This window comes from Mesorhizobium sp. YM1C-6-2 (assembly GCF_003666685.1).
Classification (GTDB): Bacteria; Pseudomonadota; Alphaproteobacteria; order Rhizobiales; family Rhizobiaceae; genus Mesorhizobium_K.
This window is the reverse complement of the sequence record NZ_RCIZ01000004.1, coordinates 370,651-386,428: the sequence shown is the minus strand read 5'-3', so window position 1 is coordinate 386,428 and position 15,778 is coordinate 370,651. Positions and strand designations below refer to the sequence as shown.

At 66.8% G+C, this 15,778-nt stretch carries 16 protein-coding genes; 7 read left to right on the top strand and 9 right to left on the bottom strand.

Going from position 1 to position 15,778, the window contains the following annotated elements; translation table 11 throughout:
• The first annotated feature begins 316 nt into the window (after positions 1–316).
• Together D8676_RS13675 and D8676_RS13670 are read left to right on the top strand one after the other, a co-directional pair.
• On the top strand, positions 317–1,981 hold the full coding sequence (locus tag D8676_RS13675; RefSeq protein ID WP_121581437.1) for a Na/Pi cotransporter family protein: 1,665 nt from the start codon (positions 317–319) through the stop codon (positions 1,979–1,981).
• 116 nt (positions 1,982–2,097) lie between these two features.
• Positions 2,098–3,285 carry an MFS transporter gene (locus tag D8676_RS13670; RefSeq protein WP_121581436.1) on the top strand — a complete coding sequence of 396 codons (1,188 nt, stop codon included), beginning with the start codon at positions 2,098–2,100 and terminating at the stop codon, positions 3,283–3,285.
• A 13-nt stretch (positions 3,286–3,298) separates the two neighbouring features.
• Here D8676_RS13670 and D8676_RS13665 read toward each other — a convergent pair whose 3' ends face one another.
• The 5 genes from D8676_RS13665 to fabG form a co-directional block, all read right to left on the bottom strand.
• Positions 3,299–4,135, bottom strand: coding sequence for an aldo/keto reductase (locus D8676_RS13665; protein WP_121581435.1), 837 nt, complete (start codon positions 4,133–4,135; stop codon positions 3,299–3,301).
• Between the two features lie 94 nt (positions 4,136–4,229).
• Entirely contained in the window at positions 4,230–5,636 is a 1,407-nt protein-coding gene (locus D8676_RS13660) for a sodium:proton antiporter (RefSeq protein WP_121581632.1), read from the bottom strand.
• A 90-nt stretch (positions 5,637–5,726) separates the two neighbouring features.
• The gene (locus D8676_RS13655) at positions 5,727–6,176 is read right to left on the bottom strand and encodes a GatB/YqeY domain-containing protein (RefSeq protein WP_121581434.1); all 450 of its coding nucleotides are present in this window, start codon (positions 6,174–6,176) and stop codon (positions 5,727–5,729) included.
• A gap of 35 nt (positions 6,177–6,211) precedes the next feature.
• Positions 6,212–6,676 (bottom strand): DUF6790 family protein, encoded by a 465-nt coding sequence (locus tag D8676_RS13650; protein WP_121581433.1) that lies wholly within the window; start codon positions 6,674–6,676, stop codon positions 6,212–6,214.
• Positions 6,677–6,693: 17 nt separating this feature from the next.
• The gene (gene fabG / locus D8676_RS13645; protein ID WP_121581432.1) at positions 6,694–7,458 is read right to left on the bottom strand and encodes a 3-oxoacyl-ACP reductase FabG; all 765 of its coding nucleotides are present in this window, start codon (positions 7,456–7,458) and stop codon (positions 6,694–6,696) included.
• Between the two features lie 208 nt (positions 7,459–7,666).
• Here fabG and carA point away from each other — a divergent pair, with 208 nt between their 5' ends.
• Together carA and D8676_RS13635 are read left to right on the top strand one after the other, a co-directional pair.
• Positions 7,667–8,890 (top strand): glutamine-hydrolyzing carbamoyl-phosphate synthase small subunit, encoded by a 1,224-nt coding sequence (carA, locus tag D8676_RS13640; protein WP_121581431.1) that lies wholly within the window; start codon positions 7,667–7,669, stop codon positions 8,888–8,890.
• 138 nt (positions 8,891–9,028) lie between these two features.
• Complete coding sequence (locus D8676_RS13635; protein ID WP_121581430.1) at positions 9,029–10,093, top strand: SH3 domain-containing protein; 1,065 nt, start codon at positions 9,029–9,031, stop codon at positions 10,091–10,093.
• 101 nt (positions 10,094–10,194) lie between these two features.
• Here the strand turns inward: D8676_RS13635 and D8676_RS13630 are convergent, their stop codons facing one another.
• Entirely contained in the window at positions 10,195–11,124 is a 930-nt protein-coding gene (locus tag D8676_RS13630; protein ID WP_121581429.1) for a neutral zinc metallopeptidase, read from the bottom strand.
• Positions 11,125–11,240: 116 nt separating this feature from the next.
• Positions 11,241–11,426: a hypothetical protein gene (locus tag D8676_RS13625; RefSeq protein WP_121581428.1), complete on the bottom strand. Its 186-nt coding sequence runs from the start codon at positions 11,424–11,426 to the stop codon at positions 11,241–11,243.
• A gap of 201 nt (positions 11,427–11,627) precedes the next feature.
• Between D8676_RS13625 and D8676_RS13620 the strand changes: the two genes are divergently transcribed.
• A complete protein-coding gene (locus tag D8676_RS13620; protein ID WP_121581427.1) occupies positions 11,628–12,281 on the top strand; it encodes a dihydrofolate reductase family protein in 654 nt (217 codons plus the stop codon).
• A 42-nt stretch (positions 12,282–12,323) separates the two neighbouring features.
• On the opposite strand, the gene D8676_RS13615 is transcribed toward D8676_RS13620, so the two are convergent.
• Positions 12,324–13,502, bottom strand: a complete 1,179-nt coding sequence (locus tag D8676_RS13615) for an MFS transporter (RefSeq protein ID WP_121581426.1) — start codon at positions 13,500–13,502, stop codon at positions 12,324–12,326.
• Between the two features lie 140 nt (positions 13,503–13,642).
• Here D8676_RS13615 and D8676_RS13610 point away from each other — a divergent pair, with 140 nt between their 5' ends.
• Positions 13,643–13,990 (top strand): helix-turn-helix transcriptional regulator, encoded by a 348-nt coding sequence (locus D8676_RS13610; RefSeq protein ID WP_121581425.1) that lies wholly within the window; start codon positions 13,643–13,645, stop codon positions 13,988–13,990.
• Between the two features lie 58 nt (positions 13,991–14,048).
• The gene (locus D8676_RS13605) at positions 14,049–14,777 is read left to right on the top strand and encodes an alpha/beta hydrolase (RefSeq protein ID WP_121581424.1); all 729 of its coding nucleotides are present in this window, start codon (positions 14,049–14,051) and stop codon (positions 14,775–14,777) included.
• A 42-nt stretch (positions 14,778–14,819) separates the two neighbouring features.
• On the opposite strand, the gene D8676_RS13600 is transcribed toward D8676_RS13605, so the two are convergent.
• Positions 14,820–15,626: an SDR family oxidoreductase gene (locus tag D8676_RS13600; RefSeq protein WP_121581423.1), complete on the bottom strand. Its 807-nt coding sequence runs from the start codon at positions 15,624–15,626 to the stop codon at positions 14,820–14,822.
• Between the last annotated feature and the right edge of the window lie 152 nt (positions 15,627–15,778).

Here is a 15,778-nt window from a genome sequence, read left to right as displayed (position 1 = left end):
CCGCATGAACCGAAACTGAACGGAAGCCTTACATTTCCGTAATGATTCCAGCCGTTTACGATCGTTAATTTCAAATCCGATTCATCCGGATTCTGCCCTTGCGTAACCCGGCTCCGGCCATTCATGCCCGCCGCCGCAGCGGCCGGGAACTTCATGCCCCGGGCTCCGTTTCCGACATCGTCCGTCGCCGGCGAACAGCCTGGCGCAATGGACGAAAAATATTATCCGGCTAAAATACATTCGCCGCCATGAACACCTTCCGCGCTCCCGCCCCAACCCACTTCGCCACCGTCACGGCAGGACGGGAGTGCGCGCCATGAGCGGCTCGGTCGTGCTCCTGCACCTGGCCGGCGCCATCGCGCTGATGCTGTTCGCCACCCGCATGGTGCGCACCGGCGTCGAGCGCGCTTATGGCGACGTGCTGCGCTACAAGCTGCGCACCACGATGCGCAACCCGATCCTGGCGGTGCTCGCCGGCACCGCGCTCGCCATCGCCTTCCAGAGCTCGACCGCCGTCACCCTGCTCGTCGGCTCCTTCGCCGGCGCCGGCATCGTCAGCGGCATGGCCGGCCAGCTCGCGGTGCGCGGCGCGGAGATCGGCTCGGCGCTGGTGGTCAAGCTGCTCACCTTCGACCTCACCCTGCTGGTGCCGATCTGCCTGACCGCGGGCACCATCATGTTCATGGCGACGGAGCGGCGCGACTGGCGCCAGCTCGGTCGCATCCTTGTCGGCATCGGCCTGCTGGTTCTGTCGCTCGAAATGATCGGCACGGCGTCCGAGCCGCTGCGCGAGAGCCGGCTGATGCCGGTCATCGTCGACTATTTCTCGGGCGACCTGGTCACCGCCTACCTGCTGGCCGCGCTGATCACCTGGCTCTTCCATTCGAGCATCGCGGCGGTGCTGCTCTTCGTGACGCTCGCCGGCCGCGGCTTCATCCCGCCGGACCTCGGCGTCGTGCTGGTGCTCGGCGTCAATCTCGGCAGCTCGGTCATCGCGCCGCTGCTCACCCGATCTGCAGACCCGGGCGTACGCGTCGTGCCGATCGGCAACCTTCTGATGCGCGGCGTCGGCTCGCTGGTCATGCTGGTCGTCTTCATGACCTTCAGGCCGTCGGTGGCTTCGCTCGGCGCCACCGTGCCCGACCAGATCGTCAATGCGCACATCCTGTTCAACTGCCTGATCCTGCTCGCCGGCCTGCCGCTCGCCGGGCTGGTCTATCGCGCGTCGAAATGGATCGTGGCGCTCGGCACCCCGCCCGAGCCGGCGTCCGCGCTGGCGACCCAGGAAATCTCGGCGCTTTCGGAAGACGCGCTCGACTCGCCGCCGCAGGCGCTCGCCAATGCGACGCGCGAGGTGGTGCGCGTCTGCGAGACGATCGAGATCATGCTCAGCCGTATCATCGAGCTCTACGAGGCGGCTGACGACGACAAGATCAAGGCGCTCGCGGCGCTCGACGACCGCGTCGACCGCAAGCATGCGGCCATAAAACTCTATCTCGCCAAGGTGACGAGCCGCCAGCTCACCGAAGCGGAAGCGCTGCGCTGCCAGGAGCTGATCGGCGCCTGCGTGAAGCTGGAGCAGGTCGGCGACATCATCGTGCGCAACATGCTTGTGCATGTCCGCAAGAAGATGGAGCGCGGACTGGAGTTCACACCCGAAGGCTGGCGCGAGCTGACCAGCTTCCACGCTTCGGTGCTCGCCAACGCAAGGCTCGCCTTCAATGTTCTGGTGTCGCGCGATGCGGCGACCGCGCGCCAGCTGGTCGAGGAGAAGGACCGGCTGCGCGACGTCGAGAAGGCGACCAGTACGAGCCATTTCGTGCGGCTGCGCGAAGGCACTGTGAAGAGCCTGGAGACCAGCACCATCCATCTCGACACGATCCGCGACCTCAAGCAGATCAACTCGCTGCTGGCCTCCATGGCCTACCCGGTGCTGGAGGAACAGGGCCTGCTGCGCGGCTCCAGGCTGACGGCGGGCTGAGCGAGCCCTCCCGGTCCATCCCTGAAGAAAACTGAAGGCCGATCCATAATTTCTTGGTTGCGGCGGCCGGCCTGTTCGTGGTTTCTCCCTGCGTCCAAAAGAGCAGTCCAACCCGAATGCCGCTCCCGCTCCTTGCCCTGTTCATCGCCGCCTTCGCCTTCGGCACGACCGAGTTCGTCATCGCCGGCGTGCTGCCGCAGGTTGCGGCCGGGCTCGGCGTCAGCGTGCCCAGCGCCGGCTACCTCGTGTCGGGCTATGCGCTCGGCATCGCCATCGGCGGCCCTCTGCTCACCATCGCGACGACGCGGCTGTCCAGAAAGACGCTGCTGATCGGGCTGACTGTCGCCTTCACGCTCGGACAGGCGGCCTGCGCGCTGGCGCCGGATTTCCTCTCCATGCTTCTGCTGCGCGTCGCCACCGCGGTCGCGCACGGCGCCTATTTCGGCGTCGCCATGGTGGTCGGCGTCGGCCTGGTGCGCCCGGAGCAGCGCGGCATGGCGGTGGCGCTCATCCTCGCCGGCCTGACCGTCTCGGGCATCGTCGGCGTGCCGATCGGCACCGCGATCGGCAATGCCTTCGACTGGCGCGCGACCTTCTGGGCGATGTTCTTCCTCGGCATCGTCGCGGCCGTCGCCATGGCTCTGCTTTTGCCGCGCGGCACCGGCGCGTCCGCCGCGCCGGCGGGCTTCCGCAACGAGGTGCGCGTGCTCGGCCGCCAGCAGGTCTGGACCTGCCTCATCATCATGCTGATGCTGATGCTCTGCCAGTTCGTGCCCTATACCTACATCGCGCCGCTGCTGGTCGAGGTGACCGGGCTCGACGCCAGCCTCGTGCCCTGGGTGCTGCTGCTCAACGGACTCGGCGCCACGATCGGCGTCTTCATCGGCGGCAAGCTCGCCGCCCGGCACCTGATGCCGTCGCTCATCATCATGCTCGCTCTGCAGGCGGTGGTGCTCGCCGTGATCTACGCGGTCAGCCCCTATCCGCTGCCGATGGTCATGGCGCTCACCGTCTGGGGCGGCCTCAACTTCGCCGTCGGCACGCCGATCCAGACGCGCATCCTCGCCTGGACCGCGGACGCGCCGAACCTCGCCTCCTCGCTCATCCCGTCGGGCTTCAACATCGGCATCGCGATCGCCGCCTCGCTCGGCGCGATGATGCTCTCCGCCGGCCTCCCCTATCGCAGCCTGCCGCTGGTCGGCGTGGGGTCGATGATCGTCGCCGTGGCCGTCGCCGTCATGTCCTATGCGTGGGAGAAGCGCAGCGGCGCGACGCCGCCGGCGGCCAGCCTCCAGCGGGCCTAGACCGAAACCCTACCTAAATCATCGGCAGGCTTTTCGGCCGTCCGCGCGGAAAAGCCTGGTCGATCCGCTCGATCTCGGCGGTCGTGAGGCGCAGGTCGCCGGCCGCCGCGTTGTCCGCCGCATGTTCGGGCTTCGACGCCTTCGGGATGGCGAGCACCCAATCCCGCCGCGTCAGGAAGGCCAGCGCCACCTGCTGCGGGGTCGCGCCATGCGCGTCGGCGATCTCCTTGAGCACGCGCCCGCCAGCCGAGGACGGGTTCGGGAAACGGCCCTGGCCGAACGGGCTGTAGGCGACGACGGTCACCTTGTGCTTCTCGCACCAGGGGATCACGGCATGCTCGATCGCGCGTTCCTGCAGATGGTAGAGCACCTGGTTGCAGGCGATCTTGCCCTCGCCTGCGATCGAAAGCGCCTCTTCCAGATCATCGGCGTCGAAATTGCTGACGCCCCAGGACAGGATCTTGCCCGCGCGCTGCAATTCCTCGAAGGCGGCGAACGTCTCCTCCAGCGGGTAGCTGCCGCGCCAGTGCAAAAGATAGCTGTCGAGGCGATCGGTCTTCAGCCGCGCCAGCGAGCGTTCGCAGGCCTTGATGGTTCCGGCGCGGGAGGCGTTGCTCGGCAGCACTTTCGACACCAGGAACACCTCGTCGCGGCGGCCCTCGATCGCCTTGGCGACAAGCGGCTCGGCCTCGCCATACATCTCGGCCGTGTCGATATGCGTCATGCCGAGGTCCAGCCCGCGCCGGAGCGCGGCGATCGCGCCGGCGTCGTTGCGGCCGTCGAGCTGCCATGTCCCCTGCCCGATGACGGACACCTCGCGGTCGAGGCTGCCGAAGCGACGCTGCTGCATGGTTCTCTCCTTGGCTGGCCCGCCCGGGCAACCGCCTTCCTACAGCAGCCGCGCCGATGCGCCAAACGGTCGGGGCCTGATCGTCAGGCCCCGGTCAACTGAAGAACACGAAGCCGACGATCACGAAGGTCGGGATCAGCACCACGCCGGACCACAGCATGTAGCCGAAGAAGCTCGGCATGTTCACGCCGCTCTGGCGCGCGATCGCATAGACCATGAAGTTGGGCGCGTTGCCGATATAGGTGTTGGCGCCCATGAACACGGCGCCGGCCGAGATCGCGGCGAGCGTGCCGGCCAGTTCCGTCATCAGGTGCTGCGGATCGCCGCCCGCCATCTCGAAGAAGACGAGGTAGGTCGGCGCGTTGTCCAGCAACGACGACAGGATGCCGGTCAGCCAGAAATAGGCGAGGTTGTTGGGTTGCCCGTCCGCGCCCGTCACCAGCGAGACGAGCGGCGCGAGAGCCCCGTCCGAACCGGCGCGCAGGATGGCGATGACAGGGATGATGCAGATGAAGATGCCGAAGAACAGCTTCGCCACTTCCGCGATCGGCGCCCAGTTGAAGCCGTTCGCCTTGCGGTATTCCTCGCGCGAGACGAGAAGCGACACACCGGCGAGCGCCAGGATGGCGATGTCGCGCAGCAGGTTCTGCCACTCGACCGAGACGCCGGCGACCGTGAAGGCGACGCCGGGCCGCCAGACCCCCGAAATCAGGATCGCCACGATCACGCCGACCAGCAGCGGCACGTTGGCGAGGCCGCGCAGGCGCACCTTCTTGTCCGGCGTCGGATCCTTGACCTTGGGCAGCCCGCCCTCGAGGCTGTGCAGATAGCTGTCCAGCACGAAGAACACGGCGAGCACGATGCCGCCGGCGAGCAGCATCTCCCAAAACAGGTGGGTCGTCGTCCAGAAGAAGTCGACGCCGCGCAGGAAGCCGATGAACAGCGGCGGATCTCCGAGCGGCGTCAGCGAGCCGCCGATGTTGGAGACGAGGAAGATGAAGAAGATGATCACATGCGCATTGACGCGGCGATTGTCATTCGCCCGGATCATCGGCCGGATCATGATCATCGAAGCGCCCGTCGTGCCGACAACCGACGCCAGCAGCGAACCGATCACCAGCAGCAGGACATTGGTCAGCGGCGTCCCGTGGATGTTGCCGGCGACCAGGATGCCGCCCGAGATGGTGAACAGTGCGAACAGCAGGATGATGAAGGAGACATATTCGAGCAGCAGCGTGTGCAGCGTCGCCTCGGCGGTCGCCTCGATGCCGAACATGACGGCCATCGGCAGCACCACCAGCGCCGCCCACAACAGCGCGATCTTGCCGTAGTGATGTTCCCAGAAATGCGGGTAGAGCAGCGGCCCGGTGGCGATGCACAAGAGGATGCCGGCGAAGGGCAGCGCCCACCACAGCGACATCGTCGCGCCCGGCAGGGCTTCTGCGGCGCTCGCCGGAACAGTCAGGGACAGAATTGCCGCAATGCCGGCGATGAGGGCCATCGCGGCCGACTTTCGATCGAAATTCACTGAAAAGCTCCCCTGAAGGCCCTCTTTAGGCAACCGACCGGCAACCCGCTCCTTGCCGCCTGCCTACTGCAGCAGCTCCTTCACCCAGCCGCTCGCCTTACCGAAATCCATCTGGCCCGTGTACTTCGCCTTCAGCTCGGCCATGACCTTGCCCATGTCGCGCACGCCGGCGGCGCCGGTGTCGCGGATGGCCTGGCCGATCGCGGCCCTGGCGTCCGCCTCGTCCATCTGGCTCGGCAGGAAGCCGTTGATGATCGCGATCTCGGCGTTCTCCGTCGCCGCGAGTTCCGGGCGGTTGCCGTCCTCGAAGGCCTTGGCCGATTCCTGACGCTGCTTCACCATCTTGGTCAGGATCTGCAGCACCTCCTCGTCGCCGGCCGGTCCCTTGCCCGTGCCGCGGTTGGCGATGTCGCGGTCCTGGATCGCCGCATTCATCATGCGAAGCGTCGACGCCCGCTGTTTGTCGCCCGATTTCAGCGCCGTCTTCAGCGCCTCGGTGATCTTCTCACGCATTCGATTCTCCTCGCGGCGGTCAGCCCGCGCGGTTTCTAGCCCATCCACACATAGACGACATAGGCGGCGAGCACCACAAAAGCGAGGATATCCGTCGCCATCGCCAGGCTCTCGTTCCCCGATTTATCCTTCTGCGTGACGTGCTGGGCGCCGGCGACGCCGTAGAAGATAGCCCCGGCGATCGCCACGGGCAGGACGAAGCTTGGCGCGAAAAGCGACGCCGTCCCCAGCACGCCGACCGCGAAATTGGCGACGCCGAGTTCCCTGACGATCGGCAACGCCTCGTCCGTCTTCATCTTGAAGATTTCATGCGCGGTGAACTGCGGCTGGAAGAATTGTTTGATGCCGGCCAGCAGCAGCCGCACGCCGGCCGACCAGAACACGAACCACTTGCCGACGAGCAGCATCAGCGGCGTGGCGATAGGCGCGCTGGCCCATTCGGTGAGGATAGAGCCCACCGGCAGCATGACCATGAGCAGGATGACGATGGCGAGATACATGGCGCTATCCTGGCTCCTCAGCCCATTGCCGCAATTGTTTCAGGCAGGACCTGACCGCCGTCGACGACGAGCGTCTGGCCGGTCACATAGGCCGCCTCCTCCGACGCAAAGAACAGCACGGCATTGGCGATATCCTCGACGGCACCCAGGCGCTTCATCGGGATCGACGCCTCCATCGCCTTGAAATAGTCGCTGCCGAGCCCGTCCAGCCCTTCCGTCAGGATATTGCCCGGCATCACCGCGTTGATGGTGATGTTCCACGGCGCCAGTTCGAGCGCGGCCGAGCGCATGAAGCCGAGCTGGCCGGCTTTCGAGGCGCCGTAATGGGACCAGCCGGCAAAGCCGGTGATCGGGCCGGTTATCGAGGAGGTGATGACGATCCGGCCCCAGCGGCTGCTTTTCATCGCCGGCAATACGGCCGAAACGGCGAGGAAGGTTCCGGTGAGGTTGGTCCTGACGACGTGGTCGAAATCCGCCGGCGTCATCTCGCCGAGGCGCGCGGAAGGAAATATCCCTGCGTTGGCGCATAATATGTCGATGCCGCCATAGCGGTTCACGGCGGCCGCGGCCATCGCCGCGCAGTCATCCGGGCTGGTGACGTCGGCCGCGAAGGCCTGGGCGTTGGGGCCGATCTCGGCGGCGACGCTCTCGGCATCGGCAATTGTCCGGCTGACCACCATGACATTCAGCCCGGCCTCTCCCAGCCGCCGGGCGATGCCGCGCCCGATCCCCTTGCTCGCGCCGGTGACGATCGCCGTCTTCCCTTTCAGGGATTTGAACATTCCCGCCCCCTCGCCTGACGCCAGGAGCAAAAATGATAGCCTGACAAAACCCTCGGCGGCCAGCATCCATTGACGCACCCGCCCCCTTCCCCTATTGACCGGGCCTTGCACGAACTACATTAGACCTGTGCGCGGAGGCGAGGAATTTGCCGGCCGCGTTTCGCCGCACGCAAATTTTGCACGACCGCCGCCGCTCCGGAGAGAAGCCATGACCGTGACCGCCCCAGGGACCGAAGCCGGGACCGCCGCCTGGTCCGCCGAAAAGCCCACCGCCCTTCTGGTGCTCGCCGACGGCACGGTGATCGAGGGACGCGGGCTCGGCGCGACGGGAAGCGCGGTCGCCGAGGTCTGCTTCAACACGGCGCTGACCGGCTACCAGGAGATCCTCACCGATCCGTCCTACGCCGGCCAGATCGTCACCTTCACCTTCCCGCATATCGGCAATATCGGCGCCAATGACGAGGACCAGGAAGACCTGACGCCCGCGGCCCGCCACGGCGCGGTCGGCGCGGTGTTCAAGGCCGACGTCACCAACCCGTCCAACTACCGGGCGGCCACCGACCTCGACCAGTGGCTGAAGCGGCGCGGCGTCGTCGCCATGTCCGGCATCGACACGCGCGCGCTCACCGCGCTGATCCGCGAGAAGGGCATGCCCAACGCGGTGATCGCCCATGCGTCGGACGGCGTCTTCGACCTCGACGAGCTGAAGGCGCGCGCCGCGGCCTGGCACGGCCTCGTCGATCTCGACCTGGCCAAGGAGGTCACCTCCGGGCAGTCGTCGGTCTGGCGCGAGACGCCGTGGGTGTGGAACGAGGGTTACGGCGAGCAGACTGACGCCTCCATGCATGTCGTCGCCATCGACTACGGCGTGAAGCGCAACATCCTTCGCCTGCTCGCCGGGCTCGGCGCCAAGGTCACGGTGGTGCCGGCGCAGACCTCGTCGGCCGAGATCCTGGCTATGCAGCCCGACGGCATCTTCCTTTCCAACGGCCCCGGCGATCCGGCGGCGACGGGCAAATATGCGGTGCCGGTCATCCAGGACCTGCTCAAGACCGAAATCCCCGTCTTCGGCATCTGCTTGGGACACCAGATGCTGGCGCTGGCGCTCGGCGGCAGGACCGAGAAGATGCACCAGGGCCACCACGGCGCCAACCATCCGGTCAAGGATCACACCACCGGCAAGGTCGAGATCGTCTCGATGAACCACGGCTTCGCGGTCGATGCGGAATCGCTCCCCGAGGGCGTCGAGGAGACCCACGTCTCGCTGTTCGACGGCTCGAACTGCGGCATCGCGCTCACCGGCCGGCCAGTATTTTCGGTGCAGCATCACCCCGAGGCCTCGCCCGGCCCGCAGGACTCCCACTACCTCTTCAAGCGCTTCGTCAACCTCATCCGCGAGCGCCGCGGCGAGCCGGCGCTGGCCGAGCGCTGAGATTCCGGGGGCGACCGTTAGCCGATTTTGACCGAAATCGTGCTAAATGCCTATTATTTAGGGGATTATTGACCAAGCTCTGCCATAATTCTAAACAATGAATAAACACGCGGGTGGGGGCTTGCGTGGAGATGAGTTGTGAAGAGTCCCCTGAGGGTCGGCGCCGTTGCCGCGCCGAAGAGACAGTTCCTGAACAGGTCCAGCCAGCCGTCGACCGGCAAGGCGCGACGCATCGCGAGCCTTTCGGCGGCCGCCGCGATCGTGGTCGGCGTCGGCGCCGCGAGCGCGCTTTTCGTGGACTATCTGGCCGACCGCGCGCTCGCCCGCGAAGCTGAAGCGCCCGTCACGGTGAAGCCTGCCGCGGTCAAGCCCGTCATGGCGAAGGCCGTCGAGACGGCGGTCGAAACCAAGGTCGCGGCCCTCGCCAGGCCGGCCACGGCGCCCGGCGAGACGGTGCAGCCGCCGAAGGCCGAGATCGCGGTCCAGGCGCCCGATCCGGCGGCGATCGCCAAGGTGGCGATCGGCCCCGAACATGCGATCGAGCTGCCGACCGAAGACCCGACCGCGAGCCCCGTCGTCCGGGCCGGCACGGTTCCGGAAGGCGACGCACCCCATGAGCATGCGCCGAAGGCCGAGCCCTTCACGGCAGACGCCGCCGACGGGACGCAGACGGCGGCGATCACCTCCTATGCCGAGCCCGCCCCCGGTGAGGCGGTCAACAAGCCGAAACGCCAGAAGGCGGAGAAGGCCCAGCCGCAGGCCGCCGCAGAAGAGACCGAGGTCGCATCGCTTCCCGGCGTCGACGTCGGCGGTCTTGCCGGGCAAGCCTCGGGCGAGGACGACGCAGACGGCACGGTGCGCACGGTCACCAAGCCAACGACCACCGGCGGCAGCGCGGCACGCGTCACCACGGCGGTCAACATGCGCTCCAGCCCGAAGAAGGGCGCCGGCGTGCTGACGGTCGTGCCCGCCGGCTCGGCGGTGAGCGTGCTCTCCTGCGACGGCTGGTGCCAGATCTCTTACGAAGGCCGTACCGGCTGGATCTACAAGAGCTATCTGTCGACGGCCTCAAGGGCGGCGCCGCAGAAGCAGCAGCAGGCGGCGAAATCGACGGCCCCTGCCGCGGCAAAGCCGGCACCCCAGCAACCGGCAGCCGATCCGGCCGCCGCCGAGCCGCGCAAGGCGATCTCCTCGCGGCTCTGACCGGAACGGCGCGCGGCGCCGGCCCGGTATGACAAGATGGCATCCGACATAGTCCGGGCGGGCGCGGCTATCGCGCCCTCACCCGATGGTGACCGCCGACCTCAGATCGGGTTGTTGAAGGTGTCGCAGGAGGACAGCTTGCCCGACTGCAGCCCGGCCGCGAACCATTTCTGGCGCTGCTCCGAGGTGCCGTGGTTGAAGCTCTCGGGCACGACATAGCCCTGCATGCGCTTCTGCAGCGTGTCGTCGCCGATCTGCTGCGCCGCGTTCAGCGCCTCCTCGACGTCGCCCTGCTCCAGCAGTCCCTTCTGCGCCGTGTAGTGGCCCCAGACGCCGGCGAAGCAGTCGGCCTGAAGCTCGACGCGCATCGACATCTGGTTGGCCTCGGCCTCGCTCATCTGCTGCCGCATCTGGTTGAACTTCGGCAGGATGCCGGTGAGGTTCTGGATGTGGTGGCCGACCTCATGCGCGATGACATAGGCCTGGGCGAAGTCGCCGGACGCGCCGAACTGGCGGTCGAGCTGGTCGAAGAAGGAGGTGTCGAGATAGACCTTCCTGTCGCCCGGGCAATAGAACGGGCCGGAGGCGGAGGACGCGAAGCCGCAGGCCGACTTCACCTGACCGGCGAACAGGACGAGCTGGGGCTCCTCGTATTTTAGGCCCTCTGCCTGGAAGATGCCGTTCCAGACGTCTTCAGTCTCGGCGAGCACGGTGGAGACGAACTGCGTCATCTCGTCGGAAGCGCGGGGCTGGCCCTGCGTGACCTGCCCGCCGCCGCCGGGCACGCCGACCTGGCCGCCATTGCCGCCAGCGAGAATCTGCAGCGGGTCGATGCCGCATGCCCTCAGCGCGAAGAACAGCACGACAAGGATGATGATGGTCGACAGTCCGCCGCCGCCGGCGCGGCCGCCCATCGGGATGCGGATGGGGTTGCGCCCGAGCCCGCCCGGCATGCCGCGCCCGAAGCCGCCTCCGCTGCTGCCCCGCATGTCCTCGACGTTGTCGCTCTGGCGACGGCCTTTCCAACGCATGACGCAATTCCCTCAATGCATCTCGTGGGCCGACAGGACCGGCCGCATCGTCCGAAACCTAGCCGAAGCGCCCAGCCAAGTCACAAGGTTTTTCATGACGGTACGAACAGATAGAGCTAGCGCTGCTTGCTCGCGGCACCCTTGCCGTCGGAGCTTCGCGAGCGTTCGTCGAAGCGCTTCGCGCCCTTCTTCAGCGGGCTGCCCTTCTCCGCCTCGACCTTGCGTTCTTCCTTCGCCGCGGCCTTGCGCAGTCCCCGCGCCGCCTCGCGGCCTTCCTTCGTAGGCGCCTGCTCGATGCCCATGGAAATCTCCCTTGAATGGCGGCCGTTCGCCGTCAGCCTCAACGGTTGGCCGAGGGTCTGGTTCCGGGCTCCGGTCCCGGCTGCGGCCCGGCGCGAACATCGGGAAAGTTTTCCGGCCCCTGTCGAATCCCCGTCGCGTCATACGTCGTCTTGGCAAGGCCGGCTCTCGACCGGAGACCTGCCAGCAACAGGAGAAAGATCATGAGGAAGATCATCGCAGCCACCTTCGTCAGTCTCGACGGCGTCATGCAGGCGCCGGGCGGCCCGGAGGAAGACCCGACCGGCGGCTTCAAGTTCGGCGGCTGGGCGACCAGCTACTTCGACGACGTGCTCTTCGGCGTCATCGGCGAGATGTTCGACAGGCCCTTCGACCTGCTTCTCGGTCGCAAGACCTACGATATCTTCGCCGCGCATTGGCCTTATGTCACCGACGACCCGATCGGTCCGCTCTTCGACAAGGTGACCAAATATGTCGCCACGCATCGGCCCGGCAGCCTGACCTGGAAGAACACGAAGCCGCTCGGCGACGATATTCCGGGCGCGATCGCGGCGCTGAAGCGCGAGGACGGGCCGGACCTTCTCATCCAGGGGTCGAGCGAGCTCATCCAGACACTGCTGGCGCACGACCTGATCGACCGCTTCCAGCTCATGGTGATGCCGCTCGTGCTCGGCCCCGGCAAGAAGCTCTTCGGCGACGGGGCGATGCCCGCCGCGATGAAGCTCGCCTTCAGCAAGGTTTCGACCACCGGCGTGGTGATCGCTTCCTACGAGCGGGACGGCGAAGTGCAGACCGGCTCCTTTGCGATGGAGACGCCGACCGAGGCCGAGCTGGAGCGCCGGAAGAACCTTGCCTGACCGGGCGGGCGAAACGCGGCCGCGGCCCGCCCGCGGCCGCGCCTATCCCGGCTGGAAGCCGCGCCGGCGCGCTTGCCTCGTGCTCGCAGCCAGCACGCCGAGCGCCGCCAGCGAGAACACCGCCGCGATCAGCCCGAGTTCGGCGGGCGGCGCCAGTTCCAGCGCCTGGCCGCCGACGAAACTGCCGAGCGCGATGCCGAAATACATGGCCGACACGTTGAGCGGCATGGTGAGGCTGGCAAGCTCGGGCGCCACGGCGACCAGCCGGCTCGCCTGCGCCGGCGGGAACATCCAGCCGATGATGCCCCAGGGCAGCATCAGGGCGATCAGCAGCGGCCCGGCCAGATGGCTTGGCGCGAATTCCAGCACCGCCGTCAGCAGCAGGCAGACGGCGATGAAGCCGGTGAGCGACAGCGCGACGAGCCGCGTCGCGCCCAGCCGGTCGGCGAGCTGGCCGCTCGAATAATTGCCGATGATGGCGCCGAGCCCGAACACCAGCAGCATGGCCGGCACCATGGCCACCGGCATGCCGGCGCCCTGCGTGGCCAGCGGGCCGAAATAGCAGATCACCGCGAAGCCGCCGGTGAGATAGAGGAAGGTGACGACAAGCGAGGGCAGCACGCCCGGCCGGCCAATCACCATCACCCGCTCCTTCAGCGACAGCTTCACCCCTGATATCCCATGCGGCAGGCGCAGCCACAGCACGGCGAGGCAGAAGAAGGCGAGCGCGGCGATGAAGAGATAGGTGGAACGCCAGCCGGCGAGGTTGCCGATCAGCGCTCCGAGCGGCGCACCGATGGCGACGGCGAGCGTGGTGCCGCCGAGCACGGCGGAGACGGCGCGGGCGCGGTGGTCGGGCGAAGACAGCGCGATCGCGGCTGCCTGGGCGGTCGAGGCGAAGAGCCCGGCCGCCGTGCCCATGACGATCTGCGCGCCGAGCAGGCCGAGATAGGAGCCGCTTGCCGCGGCAAGCGCGTTGCCGGCGATGAAGCACAGAAGCGCCAACGCGATCACCCGGCGGCGATCGACCGCGCCGAACAGCGTCGAGAGGATCGGCGTACCGATCGCATAGGAAAGCGAAAAGACCGTCATCAGACGGCCGGCCTCGGCGATCGAGATTTTTGCGGAGGCGGAGATCAGCGGCAGCAGGCCGGCGAAGACGAAGGCGACCGTGCTGGTGGCGAAAGCGCCGACTGCCAACCATATGAGGCGTCTGTCCATCGCACTGTCCTTTGTTCAAAATTCATTGAACAATTGAACCCGTGCCGCAAATATGTCAAGGAAACAACGTTGCGCTCCTGACACCTTTTGTCGGGAGCCGCGGGTTCACGAGGAGACTTGCTCCACCGGGAGAAACGGGAATGGCCCTGCTGCCCCAACCCTCAACCGACCAGCTCGACCTCGCCGCCATCCTTGGCGTGCTCGGCGATTCGACCCGGCTCGGCATCGTCGCCTATCTCGCCCGCAACGAGGGCAAGCCGCTGTCCTGCGGCCAGTTCCTCGACCTCGGATCGAAGACCAATCTCAGCTATCATCTCGCCAAGCTGCGCGAGGCGGGCGTGACGCGCACCGAGGCGGTCGGCACCTCCAGGCTGATCACGCTTCGCCGCGACGATCTCGACCGGCGCTTTCCGGGCCTGCTCGATTCGATCCTTGCCTCGGCGAACCTGCGCCCGCTCGGGCAGACCGTACCCGATCCGGTTTCCTGACTCTTTCCGGCCGCCGCGTTCTCTTGTGGCCGGCCCCCGATCCGGACTAGCTTTCCGCATGCGATTTGCGGCCGCGCTCCTGTTCTCGTTGCTCTCGACGGCGGCCCTTGCGAAGGACTGCGTCGTCCTGCTGCACGGGCTGGCCCGCACGGAGACGTCCTTCCTCCTGATGGAAGAGACGCTGAAAAGCTTCGACTTCACCGTCGTCAGCGAAACCTATCCTTCCGTGGACGAACCCATCGAAGCTTTGATCGCCTATGTCGACACGTCGGTGGCGAAGTGCGGCAAGGCCGACCGCATCGACTTCGTCACCCACTCCATGGGCGGCATCCTGCTGCGCGCATGGCTGAAGCAGGAGCGTCCGGAAAACCTCGGCCGCGTCGTCATGCTGGCGCCGCCCAATCGCGGCTCGGAGGTGGTCGACACCTTCGGCGACCTCGCCATCTTCGCCTTCATCAACGGTCCCGCCGGCGCCGAGCTCGGCACCGGGCCGGACAGCGTACCCAACCGGCTCGGCGCCGCCGACTTCGAACTCGGCATCATCGCCGGCGACCGCTCCTTCAACCCGATCCTGTCCTCGGTGTTCGACGGGCCGAACGACGGCAAGGTGTCGGTCGAAAGCACCAGGCTCGACGGCATGACCGACCACATCGTGCTGCCGACGACCCACACCTTCATGATGAACAACCCGCTGGTCATCGCCCAGACGGTGAACTTCCTCCGCGAAGGCCGCTTCGACCACCAGCTGACGCTCGGCAAGCTGTTCATGAAGGCCATCGCGAACTGAATTCGCCGGGTGGGCGCTGCGCTTGCCGCAGCGCCCACCCTCTCAGGCCGCGTACCGCGCCGCCGGCTTGCCGGCGACGAGCTTGCCGTAAAAGGCGCCGCGCGCCTGGCGGAATTTATCCACCTCGGCGAGGTCGGCGAGGCCAGGCGCAGTAAAGCGTTCGCCCTGCGCAAGGCCGGCAAGGGCCGCGTCGACCAGATCCTCGGCCGTCATGACGATTTCGGGCGGCAGGGTCGAGATGTCGGCGCCCGCCACGTCCCAGAAATCGGTCCTGACCGGCCCGGGGAGCACGACCTGCGCGCTGACGCCGGTGCCCTCAAGCTCGCTCTCAAGCGCCTCGGTGAAGTTCACCACATAGGCCTTGGTGCCGCTGTATATGCCGCCGAGGACCGTGTTGTAGGCTACGATCGAGGCGACGTTGACCACCGCGCCCCTGCCCTTGGCGATCAGCCCCGGCAGCACGGCGCGGGTCAGCCTCGACAGCGCGATCACGTTGAGCTTGATCTGCCGGGCGATGTCTTCGGCGTCAGCCTCGGCCACCACCTTCGACCCGGCTATGCCGGCATTGTTGACGAGAAGCGTGATCTTGTCGTTGCCGGCGATGCGTTCTTCCACCTTGCGGAGATCGCCGTCGTCGGCGAGGTCGGCGGCGAAGATCGCGATCGCCTGCCCGTGCTTCTGCCTGATCGTCTTGGCCAGCACTTCCAGCCTGTCGGCCCGCCGCGCCACCAGCAGCAGGTCGTAGCCCCGCCCCGCCAGGCGCTCCGCATAGACAGCGCCTATGCCGGAGGACGCGCCTGTCACGACTGCCGTGCCCCTGTTCCCGGACTTGTTCTCGATCTTGCTCATCGAATTCTTCCTTTCGGTTCGGGCCGGCGGGTTCGACGTCGCCCTGGTTAATTACTGGCATATGCCACTATTAATTTATAGGCATATGCCACCTTCTTGTCAACGCGGCGGGGAATCGTTATTTTTCAGGCGACCGATACGCCTGCCCGCCG